The sequence below is a fragment of the Paenibacillus sp. CMM36 genome (assembly GCF_053570945.1).
In genome coordinates, this window is the sequence record NZ_JBSEDY010000006.1 from 172,618 (window position 1) to 188,023 (window position 15,406).

The 15,406-nt window shown below is 41.6% G+C and carries 11 protein-coding genes and 3 pseudogenes; 2 read left to right on the plus strand and 12 right to left on the minus strand.

Features of this window, described 5'->3' with window-relative positions:
• The first annotated feature begins 30 nt into the window (after positions 1–30).
• Positions 31–2,649 (plus strand): phosphoenolpyruvate synthase, encoded by a 2,619-nt coding sequence (gene ppsA / locus ACWA2B_RS14615; RefSeq protein ID WP_039273092.1) that lies wholly within the window; start codon positions 31–33, stop codon positions 2,647–2,649.
• A gap of 410 nt (positions 2,650–3,059) precedes the next feature.
• Here the strand turns inward: ppsA and ACWA2B_RS14620 are convergent, their stop codons facing one another.
• From ACWA2B_RS14620 to ACWA2B_RS14675, 12 genes and pseudogenes are all read right to left on the minus strand, one after another.
• Positions 3,060–5,222, minus strand: a complete 2,163-nt coding sequence (locus tag ACWA2B_RS14620) for an amidase (RefSeq protein ID WP_069011849.1) — start codon at positions 5,220–5,222, stop codon at positions 3,060–3,062.
• An 837-nt stretch (positions 5,223–6,059) separates the two neighbouring features.
• Positions 6,060–6,362, minus strand: a pseudogene (locus ACWA2B_RS14625) (tyrosine-type recombinase/integrase); the annotation flags it as partial.
• A 134-nt stretch (positions 6,363–6,496) separates the two neighbouring features.
• Positions 6,497–7,132 carry a 5,6-dimethylbenzimidazole synthase gene (gene bluB / locus ACWA2B_RS14630; protein WP_449292330.1) on the minus strand — a complete coding sequence of 212 codons (636 nt, stop codon included), beginning with the start codon at positions 7,130–7,132 and terminating at the stop codon, positions 6,497–6,499.
• Between the two features lie 284 nt (positions 7,133–7,416).
• A pseudogene (locus ACWA2B_RS14635) lies at positions 7,417–7,834 on the minus strand (hypothetical protein); the annotation flags it as partial.
• Positions 7,835–8,201: 367 nt separating this feature from the next.
• Positions 8,202–9,353: a MalY/PatB family protein gene (locus ACWA2B_RS14640; RefSeq protein ID WP_340885527.1), complete on the minus strand. Its 1,152-nt coding sequence runs from the start codon at positions 9,351–9,353 to the stop codon at positions 8,202–8,204.
• Positions 9,354–9,363: 10 nt separating this feature from the next.
• Entirely contained in the window at positions 9,364–10,224 is an 861-nt protein-coding gene (locus ACWA2B_RS14645; protein WP_449292331.1) for a DUF3737 family protein, read from the minus strand.
• Between the two features lie 148 nt (positions 10,225–10,372).
• The gene (locus tag ACWA2B_RS14650) at positions 10,373–10,768 is read right to left on the minus strand and encodes a cupin domain-containing protein (protein WP_069011858.1); all 396 of its coding nucleotides are present in this window, start codon (positions 10,766–10,768) and stop codon (positions 10,373–10,375) included.
• 31 nt (positions 10,769–10,799) lie between these two features.
• Positions 10,800–11,546 carry an SDR family oxidoreductase gene (locus ACWA2B_RS14655; protein WP_069011860.1) on the minus strand — a complete coding sequence of 249 codons (747 nt, stop codon included), beginning with the start codon at positions 11,544–11,546 and terminating at the stop codon, positions 10,800–10,802.
• Positions 11,547–11,625: 79 nt separating this feature from the next.
• Positions 11,626–12,378 carry a carboxymuconolactone decarboxylase family protein gene (locus tag ACWA2B_RS14660; protein ID WP_069011862.1) on the minus strand — a complete coding sequence of 251 codons (753 nt, stop codon included), beginning with the start codon at positions 12,376–12,378 and terminating at the stop codon, positions 11,626–11,628.
• Positions 12,379–12,507: 129 nt separating this feature from the next.
• Positions 12,508–13,041 carry an NAD(P)H-dependent oxidoreductase gene (locus tag ACWA2B_RS14665; protein ID WP_069011864.1) on the minus strand — a complete coding sequence of 178 codons (534 nt, stop codon included), beginning with the start codon at positions 13,039–13,041 and terminating at the stop codon, positions 12,508–12,510.
• A gap of 198 nt (positions 13,042–13,239) precedes the next feature.
• A complete protein-coding gene (gene dmpI / locus ACWA2B_RS14670; RefSeq protein WP_449292332.1) occupies positions 13,240–13,452 on the minus strand; it encodes a 4-oxalocrotonate tautomerase DmpI in 213 nt (70 codons plus the stop codon).
• Positions 13,453–13,561: 109 nt separating this feature from the next.
• Positions 13,562–14,535, minus strand: a pseudogene (locus ACWA2B_RS14675) (aldo/keto reductase).
• Positions 14,536–14,771: 236 nt separating this feature from the next.
• Here ACWA2B_RS14675 and ACWA2B_RS14680 point away from each other — a divergent pair.
• The gene (locus ACWA2B_RS14680; RefSeq protein WP_069011866.1) at positions 14,772–15,317 is read left to right on the plus strand and encodes a TetR/AcrR family transcriptional regulator; all 546 of its coding nucleotides are present in this window, start codon (positions 14,772–14,774) and stop codon (positions 15,315–15,317) included.
• Positions 15,318–15,406 lie beyond the last annotated feature (89 nt).

Genomic DNA, 15,406 nt, shown 5'->3' on the forward strand with positions numbered 1-15,406 from the left:
TCTCAATTTAATGGTTAGGAGAGATGTTGAATGAATTCACTGGTTCTCGATTTTCAAGAAATGGATAACACTCAGCTTTTGCTTGTTGGTGGAAAAGGGCTACACTTAGGGGCATTAACCAAAATGGAAGGAATACAAGTGCCAGAAGGGTTTTGTGTTACAACAGTGGGATATCAAAAAGCCATCGAACAAAACGAAATGATTCATGCTTTGTTGGATCGGCTAACTACGCTTAAAGTAGAAGATCGAGAACAAATTTATGAAATCAGCAAGAAGATTCGACAGGCCATTATGGAAGTAGCCATTCCTTCCGATGTTGTGAAAGCAGTTGCTCACTATCTCTCCCAGTTTGGCGATGAATATGCTTATGCCGTGCGTTCTAGTGCGACCGCTGAGGATTTGCCACATGCTTCTTTTGCTGGTCAACAAGACACTTATTTAAATATTATCGGCAAAGAATCCATCTTGGAGCATATCCGCAAATGTTGGGCTTCTTTATTTACGGAACGCGCGGTAATTTACCGAATGCAGAATGGATTTGATCACAGCCAAGTTTATTTATCTGTTATCGTTCAAAGAATGGTGTTCCCACAGGCTTCAGGGATTTTATTTACCGCTGATCCCATCACTTGCAACCGAAAGCTGCTCTCTATCGATGCCAGTTTCGGACTTGGAGAAGCACTGGTCTCTGGCTTAGTCTCTGCCGATTGTTATCAAGTACAGGAAGGGGAAATCGTCGATAAGAGGATAGCAACCAAAAAATTGGCTATCTATGGGCGAAGAGAAGGCGGAACAGAGACTCAGCAAATTGATCTCGATCAGCAAAGGACTCAAACCCTTACGGAACAACAAATTTTACAACTGGCACGAATTGGAAGACAGATCGAAGAACACTTCGGCTGCCCCCAAGACATCGAATGGTGTTTGGCTGATGATACATTTTATATTGTCCAGAGCCGGCCGATCACCACTTTATATCCCATTCCTGAAGCAAATGACCAGGAGAATCACGTGTATGTATCTGTCGGCCATCAGCAAATGATGACTGATCCTATTAAACCACTGGGGATATCTGTTTGGATATTAACAGGTGCCACGCCCATGTTTAGAACTGGTGGCGGAAGGCTGTTTGTGGATATCACGATGGGCCTGGCTTCACCGACTGGCAGGCAAAATTTATTGGATGTTCTAGGGCACTCCGATCCGCTCATAAAAGACGCGCTTATTACCATCATAGAGCGGGGAGATTTTATAAAATCGGACCCATATGACACAAGCGAACCGGGGCCCGTTAAAAGCCATAAGGGTATGTCGTCTGCGGATATTCTGGAAGAAGCAGGAAACGACCCGGAAATTGTTGCTGTTTTGATTAAGAGTAGTGAGACATCGTTATCAGCATTAAAACATAATATCCAAACGAAATCAGGATTGGATGTATTTGATTGTATCCTGGAAGATATGCAGCAACGGAGGCAGCGAGCGTCAGAACTGAAAAATTTGAATGTGATTATGGCCGCCATGCATGCTTCAGCATGGATCAATGAAAAAATGAATGAATGGTTAGGTGAAAAAAACGTAGCAGACACACTTTCCCTATCTGTACCTAACAACGTCACTTCGGAAATGGGTATGGAGCTACTGGATGTTGCAGATGTGATTCGTCCCTATCCGGAAATAATTGAGTATTTACAACAGGTAAAGGATGATAACTTTTTGGATGAACTGGTTCAATTCGAAGGTGGGCAGCAGGTGCGTGATGCTATTGCTGTTTATCTCGACAAATATGGAATGCGATGTGCCGGGGAGATCGATATTACAAGAACACGCTGGAGTGAAAAACCAAGTACACTGGTACCTATGATCCTCAGTAACATCAAAAACCTTGATCCTGGCGCCAGTAAACGAAAGTTTGAGCAAGGGCGACAGGAAGCTTTGAACAAAGAACAGGACTTATTAGCCCGATTGAAACAATTACCGGGTGGTGAACAAAAAGCCGAAGAGACAAAACAAATGATCGACCTGATCCGGAACTTCATCGGTTATCGTGAATATCCGAAATACGACATTGTTAGTCGCTATTTTATTTATAAACAGGCTTTACTAAAGGAAGCGGAACGACTCGTACAAGCCAACGTTCTTCATGAAAAAGAAGATATTTACTATCTCGCTTTTGAAGAATTGCAGGAAACCATACGCACAAATAAACTGGATTACCAGGTCATCGACAAACGAAAAGATGAGTACAGATTATATGAAAAACTAACTCCGCCACGTGTTATCACGTCTGATGGCGAAATCATTACGGGTCAGTACAAACGAGAAAATATCCCTGCCGAAGCTATTGTAGGCCTCGCTGTTTCTTCGGGTATTGTAGAGGGGCGGGCACGTGTGATCCTGAATATAGAAGGGGCTGATCTGGAAGATGGCGATATACTAGTCACCGCCTTTACCGATCCTAGCTGGACTCCATTGTTTTTATCCATAAAAGGCTTGGTTACGGAGGTGGGTGGACTGATGACCCATGGAGCCGTTATCGCACGTGAATATGGCTTGCCAGCCGTTGTCGGAGTGGAGAATGCGACCAAACTGATAAAAGATGGGCAACGAATTCGCGTGCATGGAACCGAAGGGTATATCGAAATATTGTAATGGCTGAATACGCTAAGTAATAGCCTCTGTCATAATGGACGGTATTAAATGCAACCTGTCATGGATAAAAGGGCGATTATCCTGTCGTCCTTTTATCCATGACACAAAGTACCCCCCAAAAATATCAACTGATTTTAATTTTTGGGGGGAATAATTTAAGAACTTATTTATTTGATGATCGAAAAAACACATTATTTAATGTGTAACAATAATCAGGAACCTTTAGGAGTTATCAATGGTTCCCTTGCTGCGATCAACACAATGATTTATACATAGCTGATCCGATCTAAATCTCTTGTGCTGCTGTGTGATTATTTATGATCATCTAATTTATGCGTACATGCAGAGGAAGACACACCGAAGTGTTTTTATTCAACAAAATCCAAAAGTGATTTCTATGATGTCCTACGTTATTGGGGTAAAGTGACAGACTTGACTTGAGCAGAGGTATTTCCGTAAATATCTTTAGCCAGCACGAGAATATGCAGCGTATCGCCCTGGGAGGCACCATCCTGTTTATATTTAGTAGTTGGAAGCGTTGCTGACCAATTGGTTTTATCTTCTGTAATAACGACACGAATGCCATTGACATAAACTTTAAGCTGTGCGATATCGCTTTGATCTGTGACTGAACCTTCCAAAGCGAGAACATCATCCGTGATTGAAGCATTCAACTTAAGTTCAGGGGTTCCTGTTTCCTTGCGTTTAGAGGGTGGGAGAGAAGTTTGCGGGTTATAGGAAAACGTTTCATCCTCAAGAGCTGGCGTGCGTGCTGCAATAGGACGGTTTTTGGTAGCCTGCTCATAGGAATAAGCGTAACGAAGCAGGTCGTTATCGCTGTATGCGGCACCTGCCATTGTCAGATTAACGGGCATTCCGGTATCCTTCATAGCGCCCATACTCACAGACACACTTGGGATCCCGTACTCGCGTAGAATAAAATTCGTATTGGAGAAATAGTTGCCATTCTCCCAAGCCTCCTCATAGGATGTTTCATTCACATCGGAGTCAGCTTTACCGATATTCGAATTTGCCGGGAATACAATAAAATCAAGGTTGTTTTGCTTCATCCAATTTTCAAAATCAATCTTTCGTACATTTTCAAGCCCCCGTAGTCCTTCTTGAAACTGAGGAATTTGTTCGTAAGGGGTGACGCCTTTCTTTATGGTTTCAATAAATATGTCATAGTGGCCAAGGTCTCTGCCACGTTTGGCATCTACCGAACCGGGTGGATTCGGGAAGACGGTTGCAGGGTCTATATTAGCCCATGACGGGAAATTCGGATCGTCCACACTTTTAAGGAATTCCTCAGCTGCATAGGGATTAAGCAGCCCGAATTCCTTTTCAGCCCACTTTGCCGGCATTAAACCACGTTCTTCAGGTGTTTTCGCTGTTGCCCGGTCCTTCTCGCTGTTGGCCTGCAAGGGGAAGTCAACTTCCACAACCTCAGTTCCAAGAGCAGTTAAATCCTTTACAGCTTTTTCCCATAATGCCTGTATCGAAGGTCTGAATTTGATCGGAGTTGAGGTTTCATGGTCCTTACCGATATAGATTTTCGGAACGCCAATGCGTTTGCCTTGCAAAGCTTGAATATCTCGTAGTTCTAAATAGGATTTGGGACGGACACTGTTGACGGAAGGGAGCCGAACGGCTTTCTGTTCTCGCCAGAAATCACCCTTGGTAATCTTATCTTCTACAACGATCACGTCAAGCAAGCGGAGCATGTCCTCGACAGTCCTCGTATGTGGGACAACGACATCCCGTATAGGGAAGAGAGGCCAATTCCCCCGAATGGAGATTAGGCCTCGCGATGGCGTGTAGGCAATTAAACCATTGTTCGATGCTGGTGATCTTCCAGAGGATACCGTTTCTTCCCCCATGCCGAAGGCAGCGAAGTTGGCGGCTGTTGATACACCAGATCCGTTAGAGGAGCCGGAGTACCAGGCTGCAGCCAAATAATTTGGATTGTACGGACTTTCAGCACGGCCATAAACACCTCTTTGCATTCCCCCTGCTGCCATTGGCGGCATGTTGGTTTTACCAATGAGCACCCCACCGGATTTACGTATCTTCTCTACTGTAAAGGCATCGTCCTTTGACATCAGGTTTTTGAAAGCTGGAGATCCAGAAGCGACAGTAAGTCCCTTAACCTTGTAACTGTCTTTAACCGTGTAGGGGATGCCTTGCAGAGGCCCGGTTTTAATACCTTGCGCCCTAAGTTGATCAGCCTGAGCAGCTTCTTTTAGTACGTCGGGGTTCAGAACAGGGATGGAATTCAGTCGAATGCCACTAGAATCATAGGCATATACCCGGTTAAGGTACAGGGCGGTGAGCTCGACACTTGACAGTGCTCCTGACTTCATCGCTTCCTGCATTTGAGCAATCGTAGCCTCTTGCAATTGAAATGTGACTAGAGAGGAGGCGGGGTCACTAGTTTTACTAGAGGATGAGGGTGAAGGAGCGGCGGATGCAAGCGGGCATCCCGTGAAAGTTAAAATCATACCAACTGCAATCCATTTGCAATAGTTGCTGACTACATACCTTGTATTCGCTTTTAGCGTTCGTGCGTACATAGCATTTCACTCCTTAAAATTAGGTAGGATCAGGAATTTAAAAAGAGAGGGATGAGAAAGGCACTTTTATAGCATAAATGTTTCTAATTATACTACTTATTTTCATGTAGAATGTCAATTTTTGTAATGCACAATACAAAGAAATTCGTTACTTTTAAGTGTGAAATCTAGTAATCCATGATTCAGATTGTTGCATCATCGCTGATTCAAGTTTTGAAATGAAAACGACACCGTTTTGGTGCCGTTTTTTCGCGGGAGGAGGCAATAGAGGCTTAATTCTTACGTTTTAATTTATGACTTGATTCCTTTTTAACAGCTCCCATAATTGATCAGCCACATCATTTGGCGATTGAGGCATGTTATTCAGAATCCACCATTGCTTCAGAAACAAGTAAGGTTGAACGTTTGGTATAGGAATAGGTTAAAAACCGATTGGACATAATTAAATGTGTTGGTGAACGGTTCTGGAAGGAAATATATGCGTACATATCATGACATTTTAATTCCTGCACCAATGAATAAAGAGTAATTTTAGTAGGTAACTTTGTGTCAATGTACAACAGAAGTCTACATTATCTATATTTACATATGTACAAAATACGGGTTTTGTGAACATGTATAAAGAAAACCGTATAACAGCTTGGCTTTAGCGGCGTTGTTGTACATTTGTACATTGACACAAAGTTCCCTACTTAAGCAGTTTAATCGGAATTTTGAGTAACTTAGTTTTTTTCTCCAAGCGAATGAGGTGATTTTTTTATTATCAAACTAAGTAGGAAACTTTGTGTCACTTATTTGACGAGCCCTACATTACTTATCCATATTATTAACCGCATTTCACATTTCTTCATCTGTTAAATGTGTATAGATCATGATTGTTTGTATTGAGGAATGTCCTAATTGGTTCTTCAATCTAGGCACATCATTGCTCTCTAAGTGGTAACGCGTTGCAAATGAATGTCTTAGAGAATGCACGATTAATGCTGGTTTTCCAAAAGCTGAAGCATACTTTTCAATTAGTTTTTCAATGGATCGCTGAGTTAAACGTCGGCTTTTTCCTTTACGACCTATGGGAGCTGCAATAAACAAAAAGCTTTCATTTTTTTCTGGGATATATCTGGATTCTCTAATCTGCAATAAGTAACTCAAAGTTCGCATAATTTTGTAATCTCGAATAAATTTATCTTTTTCATTTGTCCTTGCTTAATGATGCTTATGAAACAATCGTTTCTGTGAGCATCATATCCAAAAAGGCAAATTAACTTATATTTCAATCATTTCCAAGAATTATGGTATATTAGATTATTTAGATTACGACGTCTCTCCCAATTCACTTGCTCTAGGATTGGTTTTGTAGGATAAAAATCCGTATAACCTAATGAAACCAAAGCAATAGGATCAATATGTGGTGGAATATTTAGTATTTCCCGTACGTCTGTTTTCTTGTAAAAACTCACCCATCCCATAGCTATTCCTTCTGCATAAGACGCCAACCACATATTTTGGATACAACAGGCGACGGATAGAATATCTGTTTCAGGAATAGAATTTCGCCCAATTACATGTCCCCCACCTCTAGTTGGATCACATGTAATACAGATCGTTATAGGTGCTTCCCTTATACCCTCTAATTTTAACGAGAGAAATCTTGTCTTTTTTTCATCTTCATAGTGTATGGACAAGGCCTGTATTTCTTTATGACATGCATACGCCAATCGTTCTTTAACTTCTTGAGAGTCAATTACAATAAAATCCCAAGGTTGCATAAAACCAACGGAAGGTGCATGATGACCAGCCATTAATATGTTGTTTAACTTATCTTTGGATATGGGTTTTCCATTAAATGATCGAATATCTCTCCCTTCAAAAATGGCTTTAAATATTCCTTTTCTTTCATTATCATTTAACAATTTAATTCCTCCCTTAAAACAAAAATCCCCAGAATGCGCCAGTACTCAGATTATTATGACAGGGTTTCAGGTTCAAGTTTACATTGAAGTTGGTATTTTATGATATAACTCTTATGCTTGAAATCAATATTATCTCTTGCAGTTCATTATCAATCCGTAGTCTAAACTGCCTGACCCTCAAAACAACGAACTACGATCACAAAATTATAAACTTTTCACAGACTGACTCAATTGAACAACCCCACATAAACTATCTGGGACTTCAAAGTCCGGCTTATCTAAAGATAAGGCTTTAACTTATCAATTGCGACTTGGAACAAATCATCCGGCAGCAGTTTATAGATATTGCCATCGATCACGTACATCTGCGTTGTCTTCCTGCGCTGACCAATAATTAAAATAGCCGAATAGTCGTTTTTCTTCCCGGCTTTGATAGCTGATCCAATGTACTTGGCAAGTTCCATTTCCTCAAACTCAGGCAACCTGTCCCAATACATGAGATTCTAAAATATGTATTCATCGCTTGCTGCACATCAAATAATAATAGTCCAAATACTCGCTCCATATAATCAGCGATTCTGCAAATACCTTGGCATTGTCAAGAACTCTTTCTATATAGGTCACAAAATCTGGTTGTAGTGCTTCTCCAAGTGCCACAGCTTTTGCTGCAATGACATTCATAAGTGGGCTCCCCTTGTATCCCTGGGATCAACACCATAAGAAACAAAATTATAAAAAAGTTATAGGAAACCATTATGATATCGCTTTGGGACTGCAAACCGGCAGCGGTAAGACTCTAGTTAGAAAGGTAACCCCAAGAAAGAGATTTTCGAAACAGTTACGAGTTCGCTGGCATTGGCGGCATCCAGATAATCCGCCCCCAATGCCAGAATTAGATTGTATTGTTCCTCACGCGACGCTTTGCCCTCTCAATGCACAGTCGGCCGTGGACAGTGGCTCCACTTTTGTGAACACGACAAAATCGGCGTCAACTTCATTAAGTGATCGTGCAACTTTATCCCAAATTCCCATTCATTTCGTGGAGGAGTGTCCGGTAACCATTATTGAATCAATCATTCACTCTTTGATATGCCTGAATCCCAATCTTCAAGCGCTGCAATCCATCAACTAGTCGTTTTTTAGGGCAGGCGTAGTTCAATCGAATGAAATCGTATCCATTGCCGCCATAAATGGCGCCCTCCGTGACATACAGCCCCGTTTCTTTCCTTATGAATTTACACAGTTGACTTACATTAGAAGTTATGTTCCGGCAATCGATCCAAGCCAAATAAGTCGCTTCCGAATGGATAATTTGGAGCTGCGAAAGTTTACTAGCCAAATAATGTTCGAGATATTGCTTGTTCGCCATGAGATATTCCAATAAGGCTTGCAGCCAGGGTTCGCCTTCCGTAAAGGCAGAGATTGCTGCTTCAATCGCAAAAAAGTTAGGTTCGGCCACTTCATCGGTGTTAATGCCACGGTGTACAAGTTTACGAATCTTCGAATTCGGCACGATAATACTTGAAGTTTGAATTCCCGCAAGATTGAAAGTTTTCGTCGGCGCCACACAGGTGATGCAATTTTGGGCGATCTCTTCCGATATTGAAGCGAAAGGAATGTATGGGTGGCCTGGGTGTGTTAAATCGCAGTGAATTTCATCGGAAAGGATAAGGACCTGATGCTTGACGCAGAGCGTGCCGAGTTTCTCAAGAATTTGTTTGTCCCACACTTTGCCTATGGGGTTATGCGGATTGCAGAAAATCATAAGCGTTGTGTCAGAATCGGCTAGCTTTTTCTCCACATCGTCAAATTCGATCGAATATCCATTGTCTTTGTAAATCAACTCACTTACGAGAACTTCTCGTTGATTGTTCTTTATGGAGTTGTAGAAAATGTTATAGACAGGCGCAAGCACTAGCACTTTGTCACCGGCTTTGGTCATTTTGCGTACGATAGATGATATTGCCGGCACTACCCCCGTGCAAAACATAATCCATTCTTTTTGGATCTGATATTGATGTCTCTTTTCCCACCAATGGGCAACCGCATTATAATAAGTATCTGGTATCGAGGTATATCCATAAATATGATGGTCTAATCTCTTTTGCAGAGCATCGACTACAGCAGGCGAAGTCTCAAAATCCATATCCGCCACCCACATCGGCAGCTCTTCTGGTTCAACATCCCATTTATAAGAGTTAGTGGCCAAACGGTTCGTCATTTCATCAAAATTAAAGGACAAATCGATCACCTGCTATATCCAGCTCATATCGGGTGTAGGCAGCGTTGATTTCTTCGTCATTGATGATGATTTCGCCGATATCCTTTGCTTTGATTTTCCCTGAGATTGGATTTTTCACGCTATCAATTGAGGTCTTGGTTTCCACATCAATGGTTGAATATTCGAATGCCAAGTCGGTATTCAGAATCGTTCCGTTCTCGATTACGAGACGGTCCATGTAGCACATTCCATGATTGCTTTCGATAGTACAGTTGATAAAGGAGATGTTTTTCGAATTCCAGCCTAAATATTCTCCGATGATCAATGAATCATAGACGGTGACATTCTCGCAATTCCAGAAGGCGTCCTTTGAAATAATCTTCGCATTGCGAATCTCCATATCCTTAGCTCCGTCGAATGCGTAGTTCCCCGCTAATGTGAAATTGTCGATATTGATATTTGCACTATTCATTCCAAAGTAATCACCTTTTGCGGTCACATGATGCAAGTGAATATCTTCGCAATTCCATAAGGTTTCTTGCGCGTTGGGCAGATCGACATACGTCAGTCGGATTCCGCTCGAACGCCGAAATGTCTTTGGCGCCTCTATTACGCTGTCACTGATGACAATTTGGTCTGTATACCATATTCCCGATCGGGCCATTTCAAGGAAAGTGCTACGATCAACACGAATATTATTGCAATACCACAAGGGATATTTCCATTTAAAAATGCTATTATCGATAGTAATATCGTTGCTTTCCTTCAGGGGAGACTCGCCATCTGCAAAAATGGAATTAGTGACCATGAGGTTCTTTCTCTTGAAAAGTGCTCGTTCTCCGGTAAGCATTTGTTGATCGATCGTTTGCATAATACTGTCTCCAATCGCTCAGTGCTAGCTTCAAATATTCCATGACCCCATAATTCGCAGAATAGCAACAGCGGGTTCCAGATTTATTAGAAGCTTCTATATAAACGGCGGCATTAACGGCTGCCGTTTATATGTGTTAATCCATTTACTATAGCTTAATATATTCTTCATCCAGTACGGGTTCTAACCAATCTGTTTGTCCTGGTGTAAGAGCTAAGTGAACAAACCAGCTATCCTTTGTAGCCCCATGCCAATGTTTTACGTTCTGTGGAATGTTCACCACATCGCCTGTTTTAAGTAATTGAGCTGGCTTTTCATCTTCTTGATACCACCCCTCACCGCCAGTAACTAACAACACTTGCCCGGTATGATGAGAGTGCCAGTTATTACGGGCACCGGGAGCAAAGGTTACATTCCCGATTGCTGTATTGAGTGGTGCTGGATCGGTAAACACCATTTGTAAGTATGCGTCTCCGATAAAGTTTTTTTCGACTTTTTGCCCCAATGGGAAGAGTGTGCTATGGCTTAAGTGCTCGTTCTTCATTTTTCATCTCTACTTTCTTATATTTTTAACGTTATCCAACTTGAGCTGTTGGTCGAATGATCATCTCATTAATGCCCACATCCGATGGTTGTTCGATGGCAAAGGCAACGGCACGTGCAATGCTGTCTGCATCGATTGCTATCTTGTAAAAATCATCCAAGCCCGCTTTCATTGCCGGATCGGTTGTCGTCTCCAGCAGTTCGCTGGTCACAGCCCCCGGCGAAATATTGGTCACACGAATATTTGTACCACTCATCGCTTCTTCTTGACGCAAGCCTTCAGAGATTGCTCTTACGGCATGTTTGGTACCACAATAAACTGTTCCGCCTGGGTAGATGTTGTGTCCAGCTACGGATGAAAGGTTAATAATATGACCTGATTTCCGTTCTCTCATAGATGGAAGGACTGCTCCGATTGCGTACAAAACCCCTTTGATATTGACATCGATCATTCGGTCCCATTCATCAACCTTTTTCAAAGCAAGAAAAGCCTGCGGCATGATTCCAGCATTATTGACTAAAACATCAATTTTTCCAAACTCGTTAAGCGCATATGCAGCAAGATCCTCCATTTGTTGGTGCGAACTTACATCCGTCACTTTATATATAGCTTGTCCGCCGCTTTGTTCAATTTCATCTTGTAATTTCTTTAACCGGTCTTCGCGGCGAGCGGCAAGAACCAATTTTGCTCCTTTGGATGCCAGTTCTTTTGCAGCTGCTTCTCCAATACCGCTGGACGCTCCTGTAATAATAACTACTTTTTCTTGAATATTTGACATTTTAGATAAACATCCTTTCTTAATTTTAGGTACACTTTCATCTATAAAAAAAATCTATTTTTTCGCTTAATTTCTCTTTCTATTCTGGAATGATTTCATTCACACAACTCAAAGCATTTAATGTTCTCGGAAAACCCATATAAGGAAGGCAATGAGTGATGGCCGTGATCATCATATCCTTGTCATTGCCTACATTCAGGTTGCCTTGCACATGTGCCTTGACTTGACTTTCACAACCGCCGAGACTACTCACAATACAGAGGGTCAGCAACTCCCGTGTTTTCAGATCAAGGCCTCCACGAGTATAGAAGTCACCAAAACAGAAGGCAGAAAGATAGTCCTGTATATGCTTTTGATTGTATGGGACATTCTTCCTGTTCTTTTCAATGATATCGCCAAAGATTTCTACCTGCACTGCAAGGCCTTTGTCTAACCGATTCTCTTCTTCAACCTGCTTTTGACTTTCGAGAGGTAACTCGATATTTCTGGATTGGAAAACCTCATTAATCTCCGCGATGGCATTTAGCGTTTTAGGGAATCCTAAATAAGGGGCACAATGGTAAATGGCCTCTTTAATTTCTACCGGAGTTAGTCCAACGTTCAGTGCAGCATGAGCATGCGCCTTGAGCTGAGGTAACGTTTGATTCGTTACAAGCACCACCAGAGTGATAAGCTCACGTTGTTTATCGTCCAACTTCCCTTGATAAAAAACTTCCCCAAAAATAAAACGGCTCAGGATGTCCTGAAAATCAGGATCAGTAGCGTATGCTCCCGGCATTCCATTACCAAATAGCTGTTTAAATGTTTCTTCACTCTTTTCAATTCGATTCATAACTGTGCCTCCTGCTTGTTTTTTTTGTGGATGAATAAGACCCACTGAAAGAATGACGATAATTGCGACGCGGTAACCTCCAATTCCCGTCTCTATGATGAAGCCAACAGGCTTAGCATCACCATTCTTCTAGACAAGTTTAGGATTCAGCGCATAAGCCACATAATCCTTGGCACTTTGCTCTAGCTCCTCATCTGACAGGTGTTGCATTACACCATACAAGATATATGGTGTCAAATAGCGTGTTCCAATCAAGTTACTGGTTGCCTGAAGAGGTCGCAGCAGCTCGGAAACGGTGTATTTAAAATTACCGTCTGGTAAATAGTTTTCTTTAGCAGCGCCGGTAGAAACGGCAATCAGCAGCTCTTTTCCGTGCAGCTTGTCCCCTTTGCTTCCAAATGCCCAGCCATGAGTTAGGACTACATCCTCCCATTTTTTCAACAATGAAGGCGTACTGTACCAGTAGAAAGGGAATTGCAAAACGATGCGATCATGCTGCTCCAATAGCCTCTGCTCGGCAGCGACATCGATCTTCTCATTCGGGTATGCCTCATAAACACGATGAATTGTAACACCAGCTTGCTTCTCCATTTCTTCCGTTAAGCGACGATGAACACGGGAAGCAGTTAAATCAGGGTGAAAAACAAGAATGAGTATTTTCATTTTAAATTTTCTCCATCCAAGAATTTTTTTTCTATCAATTATTTAAATGGATACCAAGTTCAAGAGCTAGTTTAATAATTGGGCAACTGTGTTCTTTATTTAGTACTCATTGATGGGAATCACGACCTGCTCACCAAAGCTCAAACAGCCATGACAAAGACGATGTACTTCTAATCCGGTATTACCAAGTTAACTATTTTACTCCTCATTTTTCAGTGGACTATTTACAGCTTTGTCTGCTAAAATCCGTCCTGCAACACCTATATTATCTAGTTCATTTTCCCTTACGAACACAAAGAATGCTTGTTTAGGTATATTCATGATAGTTGAAGCTGATGTAGTAAGGTCTTTTACTAACTTTCTTTTTTGCTCTTTAGTTAATTTAGCTGCTTCAATTGTAATTACAGGCATAATTTATTCTCCTTTATTGTGAGTTTATGTCTAATGACGACGAGCTGACACAAAAACTCATGTGCATCTCTCTTATCAAAGAGACCGTGCGACACCAATTTATATGAATTTAAAAATGACCAACGATTCGGTGCGGTACATATGGTTCTTCCAAAAACGCAATTTCTTCAGCAGTTAATTGAATAGATAGAGCAGCTTCTGCATCTTCGAGCTGGGATATTTTTGTCGCACCGACAATAGGAGCGGTTACCGGTCTTTATGCAGAAGCCACGCAAGTGCGATGTGAACCCGGCGAACACCATGTTTCTCTGCCAAACTCGCAACCCGGTTCACCACCAATTGATCCGCATCTGTTGTTGCATCATATTTTTGTTTTGCAATTTCATCAGTTTCGGCACGATGTGTTGTTGTCTCCCGCGCCAATCTTCCTCCTGCGAGCGGGCTATAAGGAATGACCCCAATTTTTTCTTCCTTACAAAGTGGGAGCATCTCTCGCTCCTCTTCACGGTAAATGAGATTTAAATGATTCTGCATTGATACAAATCGGGTCCACCCATTCTTCTCAGCTATATGTAAAGCTTTCTCAAACTGCCATGCCCACATTGCAGAGGCTCCGATGTATCTTGCCTTACCAGCCTTAACTATATCGTGCAATGCCTCCATCGTCTCTTCGATAGGCGTGTTATAATCCCAACGATGAATTTGATACAGATCGACGTAGTCGGTTTTCAATCTCTTAAGGCTCTTATCGATTTCGCTCATGATCGCCTTGCGGGAAAGTCCAGCGCCATTGGGTCCTTGATGCATTCGTCCATGTATTTTAGTCGCGATGACAATTTCATCACGGTTCGAAAAATCCTTTAATACACCTCCAATTATTTCCTCACTTGTCCCTTCAGCGTACACGTTTGCAGAATCAAAAAAATTGATTCCAAGCTCCAGAGCTTTTTTTATGATCGGACGAGCGCGTTCTTCATCAAGTACCCATCGATGATGACCTTTTCGTGCGTCTCCAAAACCCATACAACCAAGACAAATCCGGGATACATCCAAGCCAGTATTTCCAAGTTTCGTATAATCCATTTCATGGTTCCTTCCTTTCGTTTGGTGCGATCTTGACTTGCCTCAGAACGGGTACGCGTACTGATCATTGAGTTTAGATAACTCCAAATAAAAAATGAACATTGATTGTTTAATCAACTTACGTTTATAATTCTAAACGGAAACAAAATGCTTGCAATAATCAATTTCTTTCGATGTGTGGATTACTCAACAAATTATCCGTAATTGCCGATTATCTCAGTAAGGGGACTTTAAAAATGACTAAAGTGGACAGAAGGGTACTCAAATCTCAAGAAGCCATAAAGAAAGCAATACTTGAACTGATGACTGAAAAAAACTTTGATGACATTACAATTCGGGATATTTCTGATAGGGCAAATGTTAATCGAGGAACAATCTATCTCCATTACATGGATAAATTTGACTTGCTAGATAAGATAATTGAAGAACATATAAACAATCTCCGTGAACTTTGCCACACAGCATCTGAAATGAGTTTCCAAGAAGGAAATTATGTCTGGTTCGAATACTTTGCAGACAATCATTTGTTCTTTTCAACCATGCTAAACACGAAGAGTTCAGCTTATTTTCGTACTCAATTCCTTGATTTAGTCGTCCAGGAGTACAAGGTAGAAGTCGATGTAACAGAAGGAAAAAATCAAGGCTTAAGTGAAGATGTCATTCTTCAATTTTTTGGGGCCGCGGTCGTGGGGATCGTAGAATGGTGGTTTAAGAATGGAATGTCAGTCCCCCCTCGTGTCATGGCAGAACAAACTGGGATATTGTTAGATAGAAATTTTTAAATTGCATTCCCAACAAATCTAGTAAATCGAGTAATTTCTTGTACTGAGGTTATTTAAACAAAATTCTCATCCTAATTTTGTGATGAGGG